This is a genomic window from Nocardia yamanashiensis NBRC 100130 (assembly GCF_001613325.1).
In the GTDB taxonomy this organism is placed as follows: Bacteria; Actinomycetota; Actinomycetes; order Mycobacteriales; family Mycobacteriaceae; genus Nocardia; species Nocardia yamanashiensis.
In genome coordinates, this window is sequence record NZ_BDCD01000014.1 from 96,730 (window position 1) to 116,393 (window position 19,664).

Annotated in this window: 22 protein-coding genes and 1 pseudogene; 12 read left to right on the forward strand and 11 right to left on the reverse strand. The window is 65.8% G+C overall.

Annotation, left to right across the window (positions count from 1 at the left end; translation table 11 throughout):
- The 5 genes from NY1_RS15010 to NY1_RS15030 form a co-directional block, all read right to left on the reverse strand.
- Positions 1-1,995, reverse strand: coding sequence for a tetratricopeptide repeat protein (locus NY1_RS15010; protein ID WP_067712751.1), 1,995 nt, complete (start codon positions 1,993-1,995; stop codon positions 1-3).
- Entirely contained in the window at positions 1,992-3,299 is a 1,308-nt protein-coding gene (locus tag NY1_RS43735) for a hypothetical protein (RefSeq protein ID WP_169815354.1), read from the reverse strand. Before NY1_RS43735 ends, NY1_RS15010 begins: the two co-directional genes overlap by 4 nt.
- Positions 3,300-3,491: 192 nt before the next feature.
- Complete coding sequence (locus NY1_RS15020; RefSeq protein WP_157762250.1) at positions 3,492-4,652, reverse strand: sensor histidine kinase; 1,161 nt, start codon at positions 4,650-4,652, stop codon at positions 3,492-3,494.
- Positions 4,653-4,694: 42 nt separating this feature from the next.
- A complete protein-coding gene (locus NY1_RS15025; protein WP_157762251.1) occupies positions 4,695-5,294 on the reverse strand; it encodes a hypothetical protein in 600 nt (199 codons plus the stop codon).
- Positions 5,291-5,956: a response regulator gene (locus tag NY1_RS15030; protein ID WP_369690440.1), complete on the reverse strand. Its 666-nt coding sequence runs from the start codon at positions 5,954-5,956 to the stop codon at positions 5,291-5,293. The genes NY1_RS15025 and NY1_RS15030 overlap by 4 nt, the downstream gene beginning before the upstream one ends.
- A gap of 274 nt (positions 5,957-6,230) precedes the next feature.
- Between NY1_RS15030 and NY1_RS15035 the strand changes: the two genes are divergently transcribed.
- From NY1_RS15035 to NY1_RS42925, 4 genes are all read left to right on the forward strand, one after another.
- Positions 6,231-6,581 carry a DUF732 domain-containing protein gene (locus NY1_RS15035; protein ID WP_169815355.1) on the forward strand — a complete coding sequence of 117 codons (351 nt, stop codon included), beginning with the start codon at positions 6,231-6,233 and terminating at the stop codon, positions 6,579-6,581.
- 126 nt (positions 6,582-6,707) lie between these two features.
- On the forward strand, positions 6,708-7,601 hold the full coding sequence (locus NY1_RS15040) for an SMI1/KNR4 family protein (RefSeq protein WP_157762252.1): 894 nt from the start codon (positions 6,708-6,710) through the stop codon (positions 7,599-7,601).
- A 138-nt stretch (positions 7,602-7,739) separates the two neighbouring features.
- Complete coding sequence (locus NY1_RS15045; RefSeq protein ID WP_067712773.1) at positions 7,740-8,012, forward strand: Rpn family recombination-promoting nuclease/putative transposase; 273 nt, start codon at positions 7,740-7,742, stop codon at positions 8,010-8,012.
- Between the two features lie 9 nt (positions 8,013-8,021).
- Positions 8,022-8,306: an RpnC/YadD family protein gene (locus NY1_RS42925; RefSeq protein WP_157762253.1), complete on the forward strand. Its 285-nt coding sequence runs from the start codon at positions 8,022-8,024 to the stop codon at positions 8,304-8,306.
- A gap of 191 nt (positions 8,307-8,497) precedes the next feature.
- On the opposite strand, the pseudogene NY1_RS42000 reads toward NY1_RS42925, so the two are convergent.
- Both NY1_RS42000 and NY1_RS15055 read right to left on the reverse strand, forming a co-directional pair.
- Positions 8,498-8,731: pseudogene (locus NY1_RS42000) on the reverse strand (transposase); the annotation flags it as partial.
- 10 nt (positions 8,732-8,741) lie between these two features.
- The gene (locus NY1_RS15055) at positions 8,742-9,239 is read right to left on the reverse strand and encodes an NUDIX hydrolase (protein WP_067712776.1); all 498 of its coding nucleotides are present in this window, start codon (positions 9,237-9,239) and stop codon (positions 8,742-8,744) included.
- Positions 9,240-9,397: 158 nt separating this feature from the next.
- Between NY1_RS15055 and NY1_RS15060 the strand changes: the two genes are divergently transcribed.
- Positions 9,398-9,733 carry a hypothetical protein gene (locus NY1_RS15060; protein ID WP_067712779.1) on the forward strand — a complete coding sequence of 112 codons (336 nt, stop codon included), beginning with the start codon at positions 9,398-9,400 and terminating at the stop codon, positions 9,731-9,733.
- A 590-nt stretch (positions 9,734-10,323) separates the two neighbouring features.
- Here the strand turns inward: NY1_RS15060 and NY1_RS15065 are convergent.
- The gene (locus tag NY1_RS15065; RefSeq protein ID WP_267888417.1) at positions 10,324-10,788 is read right to left on the reverse strand and encodes a DUF4267 domain-containing protein; all 465 of its coding nucleotides are present in this window, start codon (positions 10,786-10,788) and stop codon (positions 10,324-10,326) included.
- A 38-nt stretch (positions 10,789-10,826) separates the two neighbouring features.
- Complete coding sequence (locus NY1_RS15070; protein ID WP_067712781.1) at positions 10,827-12,137, reverse strand: FAD-binding oxidoreductase; 1,311 nt, start codon at positions 12,135-12,137, stop codon at positions 10,827-10,829.
- 117 nt (positions 12,138-12,254) lie between these two features.
- On the opposite strand from NY1_RS15070, the gene NY1_RS15075 reads away from it, so the two are divergent.
- The 3 genes from NY1_RS15075 to NY1_RS15085 all read left to right on the forward strand — a co-directional run bounded on the left by NY1_RS15075 (position 12,255) and on the right by NY1_RS15085 (position 15,161).
- Positions 12,255-13,193: a LysR family transcriptional regulator gene (locus NY1_RS15075; RefSeq protein WP_218028359.1), complete on the forward strand. Its 939-nt coding sequence runs from the start codon at positions 12,255-12,257 to the stop codon at positions 13,191-13,193.
- 92 nt (positions 13,194-13,285) lie between these two features.
- Positions 13,286-14,695: an amidase family protein gene (locus tag NY1_RS15080; RefSeq protein ID WP_067712784.1), complete on the forward strand. Its 1,410-nt coding sequence runs from the start codon at positions 13,286-13,288 to the stop codon at positions 14,693-14,695.
- Between the two features lie 13 nt (positions 14,696-14,708).
- Positions 14,709-15,161, forward strand: a complete 453-nt coding sequence (locus tag NY1_RS15085; RefSeq protein WP_067712786.1) for a DUF2871 domain-containing protein — start codon at positions 14,709-14,711, stop codon at positions 15,159-15,161.
- Between the two features lie 28 nt (positions 15,162-15,189).
- Here the strand turns inward: NY1_RS15085 and NY1_RS15090 are convergent, their stop codons facing one another.
- A complete protein-coding gene (locus NY1_RS15090) occupies positions 15,190-16,092 on the reverse strand; it encodes a TetR/AcrR family transcriptional regulator (RefSeq protein ID WP_084534985.1) in 903 nt (300 codons plus the stop codon).
- Here NY1_RS15090 and NY1_RS15095 point away from each other — a divergent pair.
- From NY1_RS15095 to NY1_RS15105, 3 genes are all read left to right on the forward strand, one after another.
- On the forward strand, positions 16,007-16,432 hold the full coding sequence (locus tag NY1_RS15095) for a DUF6069 family protein (protein WP_067712792.1): 426 nt from the start codon (positions 16,007-16,009) through the stop codon (positions 16,430-16,432). The genes NY1_RS15090 and NY1_RS15095 overlap by 86 nt on opposite strands.
- Positions 16,433-16,463: 31 nt before the next feature.
- Positions 16,464-17,003 (forward strand): dihydrofolate reductase family protein, encoded by a 540-nt coding sequence (locus NY1_RS15100; protein WP_067712795.1) that lies wholly within the window; start codon positions 16,464-16,466, stop codon positions 17,001-17,003.
- A gap of 133 nt (positions 17,004-17,136) precedes the next feature.
- The gene (locus NY1_RS15105) at positions 17,137-17,823 is read left to right on the forward strand and encodes an alpha/beta fold hydrolase (RefSeq protein WP_067712798.1); all 687 of its coding nucleotides are present in this window, start codon (positions 17,137-17,139) and stop codon (positions 17,821-17,823) included.
- 143 nt (positions 17,824-17,966) lie between these two features.
- Here the strand turns inward: NY1_RS15105 and NY1_RS15110 are convergent, their stop codons facing one another.
- On the reverse strand, positions 17,967-18,383 hold the full coding sequence (locus NY1_RS15110; RefSeq protein WP_067713546.1) for a nuclear transport factor 2 family protein: 417 nt from the start codon (positions 18,381-18,383) through the stop codon (positions 17,967-17,969).
- Positions 18,384-18,832: 449 nt separating this feature from the next.
- On the opposite strand from NY1_RS15110, the gene NY1_RS15115 reads away from it, so the two are divergent.
- Positions 18,833-19,597, forward strand: a complete 765-nt coding sequence (locus NY1_RS15115) for an SDR family oxidoreductase (RefSeq protein WP_067713548.1) — start codon at positions 18,833-18,835, stop codon at positions 19,595-19,597.
- The last annotated feature ends 67 nt before the right edge of the window (positions 19,598-19,664 follow it).

Below are 19,664 nucleotides of genomic sequence, written 5' to 3' on the forward strand. Positions count from 1 at the left end.
TCAGTCGGACGGCGCCGCGGCAGTGGCGATTCGCGCGAGTTCCGCACGGGCCCGCTGCGCGAACTCGTCATCCGCGGCCGCCGCACTGGCCCGCAGGTCACGTAGACCGGCCTGCGGGTCGCCGAAACTCAACTCGATGAGGCCGCGGCGATACAGCAGCTCGGGCGCGCTGTCCGGATCGCCGTCGGCCAAGGCGGCGCCGAAATCGGCGAGCGCTTGCGCGTGATCGCCGCGGCTCGCGTGTGCGATACCGCGATTGGCCCGGACCACCGGATCGTCGTCGATCGCCAGCGCACGGTCGAAACAGGTGATCGATTCGGTGGTGTCGCCGTCATCGAACGCCAGGACGCCGGCGTTGGCCCACGCGGCGACCAGGGTGGGATCCAATCGTCTCGCCTGGTCGAACGCGCGCCGGGCGGCGGCGCTCCGGCCGTGCTGCTGCTCGATCATTCCTCGCACGCAATGCAATTCGGCCTGGTCCGGATCGAGGGCGAGGCCGGACGCCACATCGCGGGACGCGGCATCGAGATCACCGAGTTCGAGGTGGCAGGCGGCGCGGTTCACGTAGGCGTCCACCAGGGTGTCGTCCAGCTCGAGCGCGCGATCGAAATCGGCTATCGCACCGGCGTAGTCCGCCAGCTCCATCAGCAGATCGCCACGGTTGAAGTGCACCTGCGGGTATGGCGGGCTCAGCGCGATGGCGCGTGCGTAGTCGGCGAGCGAACTGTCGATCTGCCCGAGCTTGCGGTAGAGCCCCGCCCGTTCGCCGTAGTACTCGGAGTGGTTGGGGTCCATGGCGATAACGGTGGCGTACGCGTCGAGGGCTTGCTGCGGTGAACCGATCCGGGCCAGCAATTGGGCGCGGTTGTAGCTGAGCACCGATCGGTGCGGATCGAATCGGCCGGGATCGACCTCGGCGTCGAGCCTGGCGAGCCCGTTCTCGACCAGCCGCAGCGACTCCGCGAGATTTCCCAGATGCATTTCGATCAGGGCGCGGCCGTTCTCCTGGAAGGTGAGATTGTAAGCGCGTCGCTGTTTTTCACTGCCGAGCGAGGCGATGGCGATGGCGGTGTTGATCCAGGCCTTCGCGCGCGCATGGTCGCGGTTACCGGCGTAGAAGCGGGTGTAGAGCATCGCCCGGCCGTAGGCGGCGTGCAGGTGGACGCTCGGCAGTGTGCTGCGCCGGCACGCTTCGTCGTAGAGTTCCTCGGCCTCCGCCGGACGATTCAGCGCCGCCAGCGCGGTGCACATCTTCACGGTGGCCAGCCAGCATCGCTGCGGATCGCGTTCCCAGTCCAGGAGTTCGAGCACCCGCTGCCCGAACCGGATGGTGGCGTCGTAGTAGCCCTGCATCACGCAGTGCTGCAAGGCGCGCTCGTTGGCCTCCGCGCCCGCGCCGCCGGGGTCGGAGCCGCGTTCGAGGTGGAACGGGATCGCGCCTAGGTGGAGTGAGAATTCCTCGCGCGCAATCAGTTCCGCCGCCCACTGGTTGTGCTGTACGGCGGACATCGTCGCGGACGTCGCCAGGTGTTCGGCTACGTCGCCTTCGGGGTGGATCACGATCTGCAGCACGGACGGATCGGCCCGGCGGACGAGGATCGCCAGCAGCTCTTCATCGGTCGGGTCGGCCAGCTCCGCATTGTGGATCATTACCTGCCACGGTCCGCCCGCGCGCCTGCGGCAGTACTCCGCGAGCAGATCGACGATGCCGTTGGCCAAGCGCTGGGTATAGGCCGCCGGGTAGTAGCGGGTGCGTTCCTCGGGCGCCGCGGTGGCCATCAGGGTCGCTCGGCGGCATCGGATCAGGTCGGCCAATTCCGGTGCGGCCGCGATCAATTCGACGTCGTGCCGCTGAACCAGGTCGGGATGATGGTCGAGCAGGTCCGGGGCGATCGCGCGGAGCAGGCTGCCTGTCGCGCTGTACGGACCGCGCAGGCGGTGGTCGGCATCGACGACCGCGAGAACACGTGTTTCGGTCGGGGCGTGTGTTGTCATCGGTTTTGCTTCCGTTCCTTGACGAACATGACCAGCGCCGTGGCCAGCTGGCCGAGATTGAGAGTGAGCAGGACACTGGCATCGACGAAAGAGGCGACGTTCGCGGTGCCGGAGAAAATGGTGTGGAACGCGCCGGAGAGGAACCGCCAGCCCAGCGGAATCATCACCAGCGTGAATACGGTCAGCATCGCGGTATAGCCGATGGCGTGCAGCGGTGCGTACCATCGAGCGACTTGCCGATCGCGTGGGTGCCACTGGCTTTCGTCGACGAGCCGATCGGTGCGGCCCGTCCACCGGTGAACGGTATTGCGCAGCAATTGGCCGCTCACCGTGTGCAGATCCACGCAGCCGAGCACACTGGTGACCAGGTAATAGATATCGGTACGCAGGAAGAAATAGAACTGCCAGACCAGGCGCAGCACCGACGTGAACACCAGGGCGAGACAAATTCTGCCGGCGAGCGAGAATGCCCCGTCGGGCGTCGTGGTCAGCCATGCGACCGTCGTCAGTGCGGCCATGGCGAGTACATCGGCGAGCATGCCGGCCAGCATCGGCAGATAGCGACGGCGTTTGGGGACGACGACGAGTCCGTCGATGACGGTTTCGAAGACCAGGAAATACAGCCTGCGCCCGATCTTGACGCGGGAACGCAGGCCGAGCCGCCGGCCCGCGAGGACGTGGAACGACTCGTGCAGCAATGTCAGCGGCAGCTGGCCGAAGAACAGTACCGCCTCGACGACCAGCAGGTAGTGCGAGAAGAACACGTGGTGCCGGTGCGGCAGCAGCCGCGGGTCGGCGCACACCGCGCCGATGCCGACGGCGATCAGTGCGGCGTAGCAGAGCCAGGCGGGCGTCGAGAACAACGCGAGTCCAAGCCGCTGCCAACGGACCGGCTCGCGGTCGTCAGCGGCGACGTCCGCGTCGGCCAGAAAATCCAATTCCCGCAGTGTATCGAGGAATTCGCCGATGTCCACCGATTCCCCGTAGGTCCGGAAATACCACTCCGCGGCGTCCACCGGTCCGCGTCCGGATCGCAATTCCTCGAGCAGCGCGGCGCCGTCGGCGGGAAATACCGCGTAAGAATCGATATCGGTACGGCCGACGACCACGTCCGCGCCCTCTGGCAATAGAGTCAACGGGTGGAAGTGAATACGGTGTTCGCCGGCGCGAAGAGTCATGATCGGTCCTGAGAAAAGGGTGGACAAGGCCAGAGACCCGATGTCTCCGGCCTTGCGTCTGAGCGATAACCAGAATGGGTGGACTACTGTGCTTCGTCGGCCGCACAGCAGCAGTTGCAGTAGCAATACGGCGGAGCGGTCAGGCGAACCGTTCCCGGCTTGCGCACCTTGATCTTCTTCACGACATCACCTCCCTTCATCGGCACGAATCGAGAATGCCGAGAAAAGAAGCCTGAATCGTCAGCCTGCGCAGGTATTACGCCGTGCCGTCGGAGGCCGATGCGGGCGTCCACTTCTCGCGGTACGCCGAGTCGCCGCTCAACCGCGGGTGCGCCCGCACGGCAAGGTCGCCGAGACCTGGAATCCGCCACCGGCGCGGCGGCCCGCCTCGAACTGTCCGCCGGCGATCGAAACTCGCTCCGACAGCCCGATCAACCCGTTCCCGCCGACCGTCCCGGCATTACCGACCCCGCCGCCGTCGTCGTCGACTGTGATCGTGACCGTGTGCTTCTCCCACCTCAGCCGGACCTCGGCGCATGCGCCCGCGCCCGCGTGCTTGGCCACATTCGTCAGCGCTTCCTGCAATATGCGGTAGCAGGTGAGATCGACACTGGGGTCGAGTCTTTCGCGGCGCCCGTCCTCGGTGACGCCGAGCTGTAATCCCGCGGCACGCAGCGAGTCGAAGAGCTGGTCCGCGTCGGCCAAGCCGGGCAGATCCGTAATCGCGTGCTGGAGTTCATCATTCGATGGTTCGGCGGCCCGCAGGATGCCGAGCAGCCGGTGCAGCTCCCCCATCGCCTGCACTCCCAGCTCGTCCACCGCCGCCAGCGCGCCGTCCGCGCGCGCCGGGTCGGTCGCCATGATCCGGCGCGCGCCCGCGGCCTGCAACATCATCACCGTCACGGTCGACCCGACGATGTCGTGCAGCTCCCGCGCCATTCTGCGGCGCTCGGCCAGCACCGCCAGGCGGGCTTCCTCCACACCGCGCCGCGCCACCTCGCGATGCCTGCGCACACCGCTGCGCTGCCACAGGCCCAGCCCGATCGCGGCGAGCAGCAGCCCGAAGTAGACCGCTCCGACGCCGGCCGCTTTCGCATTGCTCACCACCAGCGGACTCGTGCGCATCTCGGCGTCCACCCATGCCGCGACCGCCACCGTGCACACCGACAGCGCGAGCAGGACATCGCGCCGTGTGCGCAGCGCGGCAACGGCTTCCAGCGCCACGCACACCAGCAGAACCGGCCGGTAGGACAGCAGTGGCGCGGCGATGACGGCATGCGCGCACAGCACGATGACGACGGTCAACGGCGCGGTCCGCCGCCACAGCAGCACACCGCAACCGACGGCGGCCCACAGCACGACCAGCCCCGCGCCGGTGTGCAAGCCGGGCGGCAACGGCAACAGCAGATCGGAGAAGACGACGACATCCAGGATCGCCGCGACTCCGGCGACCACCGCGTCGCGCCGCGATGGTCTCACCCCGGCCCCCACTGCTCCTCGACTCGCGCGCCAGGACTTCGGTCAGCAGAAACGCAGAAAGTTGCAGAGTGAGAACGCGAACCGCTCCGGATCGTGGTGGACCTGCACGAGCGCGGCCGGAGCGGGATCGGGGTCATCGCAGTCGGCCGGATCGGTCTGTTCGGCAGGTTCGACGACCGGGAGGCAGTTCAGCTGCCGCATCGCCTGGCCGAGGTCACCGTTATTGGATAGCACCGCCTCGCGCAGCTCGGCGGCGGTCACCGCCTGATCCGGTGCCACCGCTGCGGGCGCGGCCAGCCGGACCACCGCGCACAGTTCCTCGGCGTCTTCCGGTCCGTACGCCGAGATCCGTTCGACCTCAACGCGTTCGGCAGTACCTGTGGCCGCGGGTATCACCAGCACGTGGCCGGTGTGCACCTGTTCGAATGCCGCGCGCGCGATCGCAGGGAACACCACCACATCCGGTGCGACCAAAGTGCCTGTGGCGAGGCGATTCCGGTTGTCCGGCACCTGCAGCGCGGCGAATACACCGGTGGAAGCAGACGTCATTTGTTCCTCACGTTCCACGTCGGGGCCAAGCATCTTCACCAGAGATTGTGCGCTCGCGCGGGCACCCGCGTACGAAGAAACGAGCCTCGTCAACGGCCGGGGACGACGAGGCCACTCTGATACGCCAGCACGACCGCCTGGGTGCGATCCCGCGACCCGGTCTTCATGACGATCCGCGCCACATGCGTTTTGACGGTCGCCTCACTCACGACCAGGCGATCTCGGATCTCGGCGTTGGACAGGCCGAGCGCCATGAGCACCAGGACCTCACGTTCCCGCGGGGTGAGCCGCTCGATCAGTTCGGGCGATCGCCGCCCCGACGCATTACCGCCACCGAGCGCGGCAATGACCTTGCGAGCCACCGCGGGGTCGATCCACGCCTCACCGGCAGCGACCTTGCGCACCGCGACGACCAGATCGCCAGGCGCCGCATGCTTGAGCAGGAAGCCACTGGCCCCGCTGCGCAGGGCGCCATAGACCGCGTCGTCATCATCGAAAGTGGTCAGGACCAACACCTTCGTCAGGTGATCGGCCTCGCGGGATGCGTCATCTGCGGTCAGCGCACGAGTAGCGGCGATCCCATCGGTGCCGGGCATCTGGATGTCCATCAGAACCACATCGGGACGCCGCGCGGCAGCGAGCTCGACAGCCTCGCGACCGTCGGAAGCCTCCCCGACCACAACGATGTCCGGTTCGGCGGTGAGCAGCATGACGATTCCCGCGCGGATCAGTGGCTGGTCGTCGGCGACGACCACGGAGATGCTCATCTCGCGAGTGTGACCGACGCGGGGCGTGTGCGTCATCGCACCGGCGTGGTATCAAGGCATACCACGCCAGGATGGCGTCCGGCCGACCGAGAATGCCGACGGCCCCTGACTTCCCGTTCGGCACAGAGCCGAAGGGTCTGGGCGACTGCGCCTTCGGAGTTCATCCCGCGCCACGGATCCACTGCTCGCCGCAGCTGCCGCTCCTGTCGGATGTCTTTCATACGCTTGCCGGACAAAGCCGGACGACAGACAGGAACGAATGATGTTGGGAAAGAGCACTGCGGTGGCGGCGCTGGCGTGCGCCGCGATCGTGGCGAGCACCGGCTGGGCGAATGCGGGGGTAAGCCCCAAGGAGGAGCAGCGCTTCCTCAAAGCCGCACGGGACCGGTCGCCTTCGCTGATGTGGGTGTCGGACAGCGGTCTGCTGGAAATCGGCTATGCGATGTGCGAGGTGTACGAAAAGCGCGGCGTCGACGTTCCGACCTTGGAAGGCATGATCACCGCCGCGATGGACGGGGGTTTGAGCAGGGATCAGGCACGAACGATCGGATCCAGCGCAGCGGTCATCCTCTGCACGGAGAACGCCCACGCGGCCATGCTGATGCCCGACTAGGTCTCGACACGCCCAGCACTCGCGAAAACGTGATGCCCGCTGAGACCGATCAAAATTCCGGGTCAACGTGTGTTCGCGGCTCGTTCGATTCGATACCGTGCCCCGTCTCCCCGAGGCAAGTCGCGGTTGGCGCTGATACCGTCGGAGTTTGTGGCATTCCGCGACATTATGACTCGGATTGTGACAACGGGAGCGACACCGGGGCGCCCGGCGTCCTCGAACCAGATCGACGCCGCCGAGCTGCGGCTCGGCATTCACTTCGACACCCTCTACAAGAATTTCATGTCGCACTGCAACGGGTTCGAGGGGTTGCACAACTGGGTGCTCTACCCTCTCGAGGAACTCGGCGCATCGGCACGCTGGCTGGAACGTACCGGCCAATTCGAAAGCCGCCGAATCGATTTGCGCTCATTTCTGCCGAGATACGAATTCAGCGACGATGTGGTGATCGATCCGGTCTTTCCACTGACGCCTCCGGGCCGAGCACACGTGGTGATCGGCGAGCACGAAACCAGGCCGGGCGCACTGATCGCCGCCTTCCCGATCACCGGGCTCGCCGCCACCACCGAAATCGCCTACCACCACTGGGATAAGGAATTCTCCGGGGATCTGCTCCACGTCCTGCGTCTACTCACACAGCGGAACGAGCAGCCATCCGATGACAACCACCGAGACGAGTCCGCCCAGGTGCATTCCCAAGTCGGCCGCCTGCTCCGCGGGATCGACACCGGCAGTAGCCCTCTCATCCGCCACACCCTCTCACACAGGTGGCGCACCGAATTCGACCACTTCCCGCTGCAGGCGATAAACCAGCTACGGCAAGGCATTTGGTACCACGGCGCCGCACCTGTCCTCGACTACTGCGGTATCGAGTTCGATCTTCAAGACAGCCGGAGGCAATCCCTGACCGCCACCGCGCTCTTCCACCCGGCCACCGGACAGGCTCCACACGAGGTGCGCGTCGGAGTGGTCAGCGAACACTCGATCTGGCGCATCGACTCCTGGGAGTGGGCGGCGTGAGAGGAACCGAGAGCATCTGATCCGGACCTCGTAGGCGACCACTGCCGGGGATCCCGTTCGAACCCGCCCCGAGAAGGGGCCCGACCGATCATGGGAAGGCGCCAACCGAACCGACCGCCTCGCAGGTCTTATCGTGAAATGCTCGAGCACCAGAGCACCTCCGACTCACGGATGGCTCTCCGCCTCGCCGAATACGAGATCGCGTTCTGGCGACGCTGGGTCAAAGCCAACCCGAAATCCCACACGGTCCCGATGGTGTTACCCGTGGTCCTGCTCTGTGACCCCGACGGTGGATCCTGGACCGCGCCCAGCAAACCCAGACTCGGACTCGACGATCTGCGATCGATCATGCGCTGTCTGGGCATACTCGCCCGCGCTGGCGGAGGCGAACTCGAGGCCGCGCTGACGTAAATTCTGTATATGGGTGACACCGATCGCACCGATCTGGAGCCCGTGGTCGACCAGCTCGGACCCGAGGCCAAGGGGGCACTGATGACCACCGCGGAACGACTCCAAGCGCAAGGCCGCGCTGAGGGCCTGGCCGAGGGCCGGGCAACGACCCTCCTCGAACAGCTGGAATTACGATTCGGACCCGTCCCCAGCCTGATCGCAGACCGAGTCCACAACGCATCCGTCGACCAACTTCAGCAGTGGACAGCCCGCGTACTCACCGCCGACACGCTCGGAGAAGTATTCGAGCACTGACCATCTCGAACCTGATGCAAGATGGCCCACCCGAAGGGACTGAAGTAACGTTCGAGAGCAAATGTTCCGGTCGTAGGGCAAGGTCCACGGTGCTGTGTCGTCATAGGGCAGGGCGACAGGGTTCGCTTCGAGGCTGCGGAGTAGCCGAACGCCTCGGCGGCGACCGACCCGCTGAACACCGGACAGGTCGCCACCGTCGATGTATTCACCGAGATCGTTCCCTTGGAAACGCTGGTGCCATAGATCTCGGCAAAATGCGCCGAGATCTCCCCGGCCTTCAAACCCTTTGCCGTCAAAGACAATGCGATCTCATCGACCCTGGACAAGCGTTGTTGCCGCTTCTTGACGATCTTTGGATCGAACGAAGAACTCGTGTCCCGAGGAACATCAATGGCACCCCACCCGATCTCGGTGACCACGGTCTTGGACCCGATTTCAGTGTCGCGGGTTCCCGAGCAGGATACGGTGGTGGGCAACGCATCCGACACGGGCTTGCACGGCTCGCTGTCCGAGGTCGACTGCCGTGACGCGCAGCTGGGTGAAGTATTCGGTCAGTAGGTCGTGTTCCTCGAATCCCAGGCGGATCGTGGCGATGTCGGTGGCGCCGAACCAACCCAACTGTTGGCCTTCGGTGAGCACGATTCGGTCGAGGTCGAGATCGAGCATTGTGGTGAAGGTGTGTTCGAGCATGCCCCAGGGCCGCAGCCGTGAGCAGAGCAGGGTGGGGGTCGCGGGATCGAGTTGGACGCACATTTCTTCGTCGATCTCGCGCACCAGGCAGGCCAGCGGTGTCTCGCCGGGTTCGACGTGTCCGCCGGGCAGCGCCCAGGAGTTCGGGAACGGGATGTCGGGCTTGTCGTCTCGCAGGAACAGCAGGATCTGGCCTCGGGGGTTGGTGATGATGACATTCGCGCCTTCGATACCAGTAGCCATGCGGGAGTTCCTCCACCGATGCTCGGGTGATCGCAACGACGATCGGCCCACACCCTAACGGGGTGGGCCGATCTCGGCATCAATGGGGCGAAATCGCTGATTCAGCTGGTCAATGCTCTATAAGTCAGCGTAATCCCTTCGGTGAGGACGTCCTGGAGATGTCGGTCGACGAGCGCTCCCGGACGATCACCTGCACCGGGCTGGAAGTCCAATCTGGCGTCATGGCCGACGAATCCGACGAATGCCAGGTCACGGTTACCGGAGCGCCCTCGGTAGTGGCGACGCTTCGACACGCGGCCCGCATCACAGCCTCCAACGGGCACAACTGGTTCGGCAAAGAAGATCTGCTGGCCGCGCTGCTTGCCGACGATGTCAGCACCGAGGTTCCAGGGCCGACGCCCCCGGGCGTCGGCCCCGCGGCGCCGGCAACCGTGAGTTACGAGCTGTCCGGGCCGCACGCGGAGGAGTTCCGCCGGATGCTTGAAAGGTCCTGACAGCGAAAAGCCCCCGGCCGAGGAGTTTTGGCCAGGGGCTCAGCTCGGCGGGCTGCTGGCTTGCCAGGCCAACGAAGACCTCCCGCTGCTCTGGGGCGAAGAACAACTACGGGCCGAAGGGTTCTTCGAGTCGCGCATTCCAACCGCGTCATCAGCGTGGTAGACCTCGATTCGCCCCGCGCCGGCAAACCTAACCCGCGCCATGGGTATAGGCGATCACCGGCAGGGTTTTCGGTGCGCCCCGGCGGCTTTCCGGCCTGGACCTTGGCGCTGCAGAAGATGGGCAACACGGTGTGAGTCGCGACGCGGTGAGATGTTGTCGCTTCTGTACAAGACCGAGTTCGGGCGACGCTCCTAGGTTTGCGGTGTCGCCGGGAACGCCCCGGCACGCACCGACCGAACTCGGAGTCACGTCATGGCATTCACGCAGATCTACGTCAACCGGCCGGTCACCGGACGCCTTGCTCGGTTCTGGGAAATCAATGCCAGGGCGCGGCCCGGGGTCGAACGGTCCCGCTCCAGTGAAACGCACACGTGCGCGGAGGGATTGGGTCCGAGCTGTCCCCTGACGCGCTGGCTGTAGGGCATGTCTACTTCACGTTGGTGGAGCGATGCGTTGTTCGGCGAGAGCGCATGGTGTGCATCCAGAGGAGGCCGGTCGCCGCGACCAGGGCCGCGGTCAGGCCGTGGACGCTGAGGGCGGTGACGGTGGAGCCCCGCCGCAGCAGGATGGTGAGCATGTCGCCGGTGGGGATGAGTGCGATGGCAAGGGTGACCGGGCCGACCGCACGGTATTGACGGGTTGCGAGTACTGCCAGGATGACCAAGCCGGTGGCGATGTCCCGGACTCCTTTGATGTTCAGAAAACCGTTGGCCGCTTCGTCCGGAGTGGTGGGCAGCCCGAAATTGGCTGCCATCGACTGCGGTGCGAGGAGATAGCCGGTTCCGGTGAAGATGATGAAGCCGGCGCCGATAGCGGAGAGCGTGAGAGCGAGTGCTCTGGTGCGGCTTTCGCGTCCCGATCGGGAGGTTTTGGGTGAATCCTGCTGTAGCACAGTACTTTCTGCTTTCTTCTCAGGTGGATACGCGTGAATCAGGCGGGGATCGCGAAGTTGGCGCGGAAAACCGCGTGGGGGTCGCGAGCGCGTTTGAGTTTTCGCAACCGCGCCAGCGTGGCCGCGGGGAACGCCTGCGCGCTGGAATCGCCAGTGGTGAGGAAGGCGTAGGGCTTGCGGCCGCTGATTCGCGGACCGAGTTCGGCCAGCAGGTGCCTTTGGGCGGCGAGGACGGCGGCGGCCTCGTCGGGATCGGCGGTGCGGGCTTGCAAGGACAGCGCGAATGCTTCGCTGACCGGCGGATTCGCGCCGCGGGTTGGTGCGGCCAGCGCCCCGCCCAACTGCTGGAGCTGGATGCCTGTCAGCGGATCGATCGGCACGGTCAGCAGAGTCTCGGTGGCGGCCTGGTCGAGGACGGTGAGCAGTTCGGTCCGCGACGGGCTGGAACTGGGCATGATCGGTTCGTCGTCGATCTGCCCCAGCTCGGCCGGGGACCGTTCACGACGAGTGTCCGCGATGAGTTCACCGATGCGGTCGAAGCGGCGAAGCAACTCTCGTCCACGCTCGGGCACGCCCAGGTAGGCGGTGGCGATCGCGATCACCGATGGCCCCTGTGGCAGCCGGAGGCGGTCGAGCCGGACAGTCAGCTCCAGCGGCGCGTGCTCGGTGATGTCGAGGAATGCCTCGCGCACGGCGGCGGTGTACGCGGTCGGCCAGATCATCCGGCCGCCATAGCAGGGCGGGGCGGGAAGAAGGTCGAACTCGACCGCCGTTACGAACGCGAAATCTCCACCGCCGCCGCGCATTCCCCAGAACAACTCGGGGTCGGACTCCTCGCTCACCCGGACTCGGCGGCCGTGGGCGTCGACGACGTCGAAGGAGCGCACATGGTCTGCGGCCCACCCGTACTTGCGGCCGAACCACGACAAACCGCCACCGAGCGGGTGCCCGACGGCGCTGAGGGATGGCCAGCTGCCCGCGAGTCCGGTGAGCCCGTACGAGCCGGCCACGGTCAGCATCGGCCCCCACCGAACTCCCGCCCCGATACGCACGCGCCGGCGCGCTGGATCGATCTCGACGCGATCGAGGTTGTCGGTTCGGACCACGATGGCCCCCGCGACGTTTCCGCAAGCGCCGAGGCCGGTGGGCTGTGCCGCGACGGAAAGTCCCGCACTGCGGGCGTACCCGACCACGGCGACGATGTCGGCGACGTCCATCGCGTGGACGACCGCCACCGCGAGCTGGTCGACGTCCGGATTCCACGCCATCCGCGCGGCGTCGTATTCGTCGTCGCCCGCCAGCACGACCTTCCCGCGCGTGATGGTTCGCAAACGATGGTGGGACAGCATGATTCGCTCTCGTCGATGGTCGTTTCCTGGCCCTTACAGCCTCGAGCCCCCGCCGGAGTCGATCAACGAGCGACTTCATATGAACGGATAAGCTGACTTGATTGATCGGAAACGCTTATGGATCTGCGCGATATCGAACTGCGCGACATCGAGATCTTCCTGACCCTGTCGGCCGAACTGCACTTCGGCCGCACCGCCGAACGTCTCTACCTCTCGCAAGCGCGAGTCAGCCAGGTGATCAGAAAACTGGAAGACCAGGTCGGCGGCAAGCTCTTCGAGCGATCCAGCCGGGTGGTGGCACCGACCCCGGTCGGGCGGCGGCTGTTCGACGACCTGCAAAGCAACTACCGCGACCTGCGCGTGAGCCTGAACCGTGCGAGACGCTCTGCGCGCTACGGCGACGACGGCCTGCTGCGGATCGGAGTGACCAGCAGCAGTCTCGAGGAACTCCGCCCGCTACTGAAGGTCTTCGGAGACCGGTACCCCCACTGCAGCGTGCACATCGAGCACGTGCACTTCAGCAATCCGTTCGGGGCATTGCGGGCCGACGAACTCGATGTTCTGGTGAGCTGGCTGCCGATCGAGGAACCGGACCTGGTCATCGGGCCGGTCCTGTACGAAGAGCCGTACATGCTGCTCGTCGCTGCGGACAATCCACTGGCCCAACAGGATTCGGCTTCCTACGAGGATCTCGCCGACTACGGGGTATTCGGCCCGGGCGCCGCACCCGACCCCGCCGATCAGGCACCGGACTACTGGATGGCTTCGGCGGTCCCCTTCACCAGCCCCAGCGGCCGCGCCATCGAGCGCACCGCGCAGGCCGATACCTTCCAGGACTTGATCATGCTGGTGGCGGCGGGCAAGGCCATCACGCCCGTGCACGCGCACGCCTCCCGGTACTACTCCCGACCCGATGTCGCCTACATCCCGATGCCGGAAGCACCGCCCGCCCGCTGGGCGCTGGTGTGGCGACGCGGTGCGGAAACAGATCTGATCCGCGCTTTCGCCGCCATCGCCGAAAGCGTTCCGACACAGGCCGATAAGCCCGGGTTATGAGTCGTTCGCCGATCTCCCGTTGATCGAATCCGGCGGCGCGACCGAAGGTTGGGCATGGACCTTTTCTCGCTCAACCAGCACGGGAGCCGACGGTGACCAGCACTCGAACGACCGCGTTGTGGACCTACGACGCGCGGACTCTGGCCGGCTTGATCGCCGACCGCGAAGCGACGGCCGTCGATGTCGTTGCCGCGCATCTGAGGCGGATCGCCGACATCGATCCGGTGGTCAACGCAACAACCGCCGTGTTGGCCGACGCCGCGCTCGCCGAGGCGGAGGCTGTCGACCGTGGCGAAGTGCGCGGCCCGTTGGCCGGCGTCCCGTTCACCGTCAAGAACAATCTCGATCTCGCTGGCAGTCCGACAGATTGGGGTGTCGGGGCGTTCTCCGCGTTGGCGATCGCCACCGAGGACGCCCCGGCGGTGGCGGCCCTGCGGCGCGCGGGCGCGATCCCCATCGCCCGCGGCAATATGCCCGACTTCGCCACGCGCTGGCATACCGACAACGACGCCGCAGGCCCTACCGTCAATCCGTGGGACGCCACCCGCAGCCCGGGAGGCTCCAGCGGCGGGGACGCGGTGGCCGTCGCGACGGGCATGGTCCCGCTCGGCCTGGGCACCGATTTCGGTGGGTCACTGCGGGTTCCGGCCGCGTTCTGCGGCGTGGCCTCGCTGCGTACCACACCCGGCGCGGTCGCGGTGGCCTCGAGCCTGCCCGGTGCGGCGCCCGCGCCGACCAATCAGCTCTTCGCTTCCCCCGGCCCGCTGGCGCGTACGATCGCGGATCTGCGGCTGGCGTTCGAGCTCATGCGCGACGGTGACCCGCGTGATCCGGCCTGGATCACGGTGCGGGACAACGCCGATGCCACCATGCCCGCCGTGGCGGTGACCTTCGACGGCGGCGCGGGCCAGGTCGATCCCGAGGTCCGGGACGCCATCCGCCGCGCCGCGGACGCACTGACCGACGCGGGCTATCGGGTTGCCGAACTGACCCCGCCGCAGCTGACCGAGGCGACCGTCGCATACGGCCGGCTGGTTTCCACCGAAGTAGTGGTCCAGCGCCGCGACACCATGCGCCAGGTCGGCAGCGCCGGGCTGAACTCATTCCTCGACGCAGCGCTGGAATTGTTTCCGCCCCTGGATCTTCCGGGCTACATGTCCGGCCTGGCGGAACGACTTCCGGTGCGTGCGGCATGGTCCCGTTTCCTCGCCGACCATCCGATCGTGCTGGGACCGGTGTCCGCGCAGCTGCCGTGGCCGGTCGGCTACGACCTGACCGGCACCGAGGCAGTCGCCGAGATGTACGACGCGCAACGCCTCACGGTCGCCGCCAACTACCTTGCGCTGCCGTCGGTCACAGTGCCCGCCGGACGCTCGAACGACGGACTTCCGATCGGCGTACAGCTGATCACCAGCCCGTTCGCCGAGCATCGCGGACTGCTCGCCGCGAGCCACATCGAGAACGCGCTGGGACCTGCGAGCCCGATCGATCCCCGATCGTGATGGGGCAGAGCGCATGCGACTGATCATCAACACCGCCCACGCCTACATGATCATCGGCGTGTTCAGTGGCCTCTACTATCGCGAGATCACCAAACTCGAGGATTTCACAGGCCGGACCCAGCTCGGAGTGTTGCACACGCACCTGCTCGCCCTGGGGATGCTGTTCTTCTTGCTGGTGCTGGCCCTGGAGAAACAGTTCACGCTCACCGGGCACCCACTGTTCGGCTGGTTCTACTGGATCTACAACGGCGGCCTGGCGCTGACCACGACGATGATGGCACTGCACGGCACCCGCACCGTGCTGGGCCTGCCCGAATCGACACCCGTCTCCCTGCTGGCCGGGCTCGGGCACATCCTGCTCACCGCAGGCCTGGTGCTGTTCTTCATCACCCTGGGCAAACGCATTGCACCCCAGCCGGATTCGAACTCACCAACCCAGGTTCACAATGCACTTGCCCGCCACTGATGCACCGTTCCCCGCGACGCCGGGCAACCTACGGTAGTGCTTTGCCGAGACGCGCCGTCTTGCCGGGCGCGGCCGGTGCCCGGTAGGCGGCGAGAAAGACATCGACCGCGGAATCGGCGTACCGGTCGAGTTCGGTCGCGGTGAACTCGACCTGTTCGCCGCAGAACATCACCTTATTGACCGGAATCGATACCACCAACCAGGTGAAATGGTTCGCGGCGAGTTCGGGTTCTTCGACCCGCAGCAGCCCGCGGCTGGTCAATTCGGCCAGACATGAGGCGAGCATGGCGTGGACGCGCTCGGGGCCGGCCTGGAAGTAAGCGCGTCCCAGCGCCGGGAACCGCCCGGCTTCTGCGATCACAAGACGCCGCACGCGCAATTGGGACGGCTGGGTGAGCAACTCGACGAACCGGTGCGCGACCGTCCGGAGAGTATCGTCCAGATCCTCGGTGGTGGCGAGTTCACCGATGGCGTCCTGGAAGATCTGGTCGATCCCCTGGAGACGATCGAGCACGATCTGCTCGAAGAGATTCTCCTTGCAGCCGAAGTGCTTGTAGATCGTCTGCTTCGACGATCCCGCGACCGCGGCGATCTCGTCGGTCTTGGCGCCGATGTATCCGTCGCGCAAGAACACTTCCATCGCGGCATCCATGATTCGGCGGCGTGCCTGCGCTGCCGAACTCGGCTCGGCGGCGTCGAGTCGGGATGGAGACCTCGGCACTTGCACTCCTGACGATCGTGATTCTCGCAGCTGTTGACGTGGCAACAAGTGTACCGTACGGTACGGTTCGGCAGTACCGTACCGTACGGTACACCCCCATTCGCAGATCTCAGAGGCACAGCAAATGACCACCACCACCGCGCACCGCGCTCTGATCGTCGCGGGCACCGTCACCGCTGCGGTCGCCGTCAACCTCATCCTCTGGCTCATCGGCAAGGCCGCAGGCGCGACGTTCACCTACCTCAGCAACGGCGAAACCTTCACGTCGACACCGATACTCGTCATCGCCGAAACCGCTGTGCCACTCGCCGCCGGGCTCACGCTCGCGACGCTCGCAGCCGTCAAATGGCCTCGGATCATCCCCGCCGCCCAGATGATCGGCGTGCTACTGGCGACAGTGACCGCGGCGGGCGCACTCCTCACCGACTTCGACTCCACCGCCAGCCGCCTCTCGCTGGCACTGATGCATGTCGTGGTCGCTGCCGCCGTCTTCCTCGGCTTGCGCGCGATTTCACAGACGCTGCAGCGACGTGCACTATCCCCCGCCTGATCCACCCACCGCCCATCCGCAAGGAGCATCGATGCGCAAGATCGTTTCCAGCCTGTTCGTTTCCCTCGACGGCGTCGCCGAATCACCGGAGACCTGGCACTTCCCCTACTTCAACGACGAGATGGGCGCCGCCCTGGTAGCGGCCATGAACTCCTCGGACGCGATGCTCCTCGGACGCATCCAATACCAGGAGTTCGCCGCACACTGGCCCGACAGCGACGACGATTTCGCCGGATTCATGAACAACCAGAAGAAATACGTCGTCACGTCGACATTGACCGAGGCCAGCTGGAACAACACCGAGATCATCACCGGTGACGTGCTGACCAACCTCGAAATCCTCAAGAAGTCGCAAGGCCAGGACATCGCAATCACCGGCAGCCTCACCCTCGTCCAGTCGCTGCTCAACGCGGGCCTGCTCGATCAGCTGCAACTGTTCGTCCACCCCGTCGTCCTCGGCAAGGGCACGCACTGGTTCGACAAGCTCGACGACACCGTCGAACTGCGGCTGGTCTCCGCCGAGACCTTCACCACCGGTGTGATCAACCAGATCTACATGCCCGTCGAATAGGGGCGTGGTCCAGGAGTTCGTATGCGGCACAACGCTTTCCGGCCATTTCATGCACGGAGTGAGAATGCCGCAAGACCGGGCTGCTCGACGCACTGCTGCGCGCCGCCCATGATCAGAAGGAGTACAACCCGCAATGACAGACTTGCACGTACGCGAATGGGGCACCGGCGAGCGAATCGCGGTCCTGGTCCATGGCCTGACCACCGATTCGACCAGCTGGTGGCAGCTGGGTCCGGCGCTGGCCGCACGCGGCTACAAGGTCATCGCCCCTGACCTGCCCGGCCATGGCCACAGCGCCCGCGCGCAGACCTACTCCCTCGAGGCCATGGCCGGCGCACTCGCCGCAGCGCTGCCGGACCGGCCCGAACTCGTGATCGGCCACTCCCTCGGCGCACTGCTGCTCGCTCACATTGTCGATGACGTGAAGCCCGATCGCGTTGTCTATGCGGACCCCGCCTGGAGCCCGGGCCATCCCGCTATGGCCGATATGTTCCGGACTCAGAAGCAATGGACACTCGAGCAGGTCCGCGCCGCCACCCCGCGCTGGGCTCCCGAAGCCCAGCGCGGTAAGTTGGAATCGCTGAGCCGCTGGGACACAGGAACTTTGGCCATCATGGATGGATTCCCCGGCTTCCAGCCCGTCGAGCCGCCCGTCCCCAGCCTGGTCCTGCTCGCCGATCCCAGTCAGGTCGTGTCTCCCGAAAAGGCAGCTCTCCTGGGTGAACTCGGCTACCAAGTCCGCACCGTGGCCAATACGGGACACGTCATCCACAACGACGACTTTCCTGGCTTCCTCGCCCAACTGCACGGCCAGATCTGAAATACGACCTCCGGCGGCTCGGCGACCAGCTACCGGCGCGGATTCTGTCTTCGATACGGGCGCAGTGGTGATGCCGACTTCCCCGGCCGCGTTTACCACGCCGATCTCCCGTCGGCGGTGACCCCCAGAGCCCGAAGAGGTCTTCATTTCTCCTGGGCGACCACCGTGCCCTGGTGATACAGGGCCGTCCAATCGTGGGCACGGAATTGCCAGACGGTCACTCTGCGAGTGAGCCGATTCGGCTGACGTAGGTCGTAGGTGAGTAGATAGGTGTCCGCGCCGAGGGCACGGACCTGGAATTCGCCTATGGCCGAATCAGGTTCGGGCCAGACCGGTGGTGCGACCGCGTAGCGCTGCTGCAGCACCGTCCAGACGTCCTCGCGACTGTAGCGGTTGCCGGAGGCGCCGACCTCCCAGTAGTCGGTTGCCGTCAGCCGGTCGAAATCCGCTCGAGTGAGGCCGAATTCGGCGCGATGAAACAGCGGTTCCCGCGCAGTCAGCTCGGTCAGGACATCCGTCAGCGCGGGATTGGCGTAGCACCGGGGCTCGAGATCGTTCATGACGGGAGTATCACCGATCAGGCGCGCGCGACCCGACGGACTGGCACGCGGACCGCCGCCTTGTAGCCGCCCTCGGTTTTCCACGGTGGCGGTGTCGATGTTCATCGCCCAGCGTCGCCTCTGAATCATCGGGAAGCGATCGATGCGGGATCGCCGCCCGCTGCGTGTGTCATTCTTCGTCCGGAAGGTAAGACCTTTGACGCCCGACCGCCGTAAAATAGGCTTCTGATCAGCACATTTCAAGGCGCTGGGTGGCGTGATTGAGCACGCCACCCAACAGCCGGCAGTTCACCGGCACGCCCGCCCGCCGAACGACAGATGATACATCCGTATCCGAGAGCGCCCAGGTCGATCTTCCCTGTGGCCGGAGTGGCTGGCTGATGCGACCGTACGAGCCACAGCTGGGGCGGGATCGCACGGACCGGGTGACTGACGTAACGTGCCCTCACATGAGCGATGATCTGATCGGTAAGAGTGCGCTGGTTACCGGAGCTAGCCGGGGTATCGGGCTTGCGGTGGCGGGTGAGTTGCTGCGGCGGGGGGCGAATGTGGTGATTTCGGCTCGGAAGCCTGAGCCGCTGGAGGCCGCTGCTGAGGAACTGCGGGGGCTGGGGCATGCCGGGAAGGTCGTTGCCGTATCGGGCAATGCCGGGGATGCGGAATCGCGGGCGGAGCAGGTTGCGGCTGCCGTTCAGCAGTTCGGGTCGCTGGATGTGCTGATCAATAACACGGGCATCAATCCGGTGTACGGGTCGCTGATGGAGGCGGATCTGGACGCGGTGCGGAAGATCTTCGATGTGAATGTGGTTGCGGCGCTGGGGTATGTGCAGGAGGCGTACAAAGCCTGGATGGGTGAACATGGTGGGGCCGTGGTGAATGTGGCCAGTGTGGCTGGGTTGCGGTCCACGGGGGTCATTGGGGCTTATGGGGCTTCCAAGGCGGCGTTGATTCGGTTGACCGAAGAGTTGGCTTGGCAGTTGGGGCCGAAGATTCGGGTCAACGCGGTGGCGCCGGGGGTCGTGAAGACCAAGTTCGCCGATGCGTTGTACTCGGCGGATGAGGAGGCTGCAGCGGGGGTTTATCCGATGAAGCGGCTAGGAGCTCCGGAGGATGTGGCGGGGCTGATCGGGTTCCTGGCTTCGGCGGAATCGTCGTGGATCACGGGGACCACCGTGCGGGTGGACGGCGGGCTGCTCGCCACCGGTGGGATCTGAGACAACGAAGACGCTTGCCCGGCATCGGGGTTCGATGCCGGGCTCGCTCACGCATCGGGCATGCCGG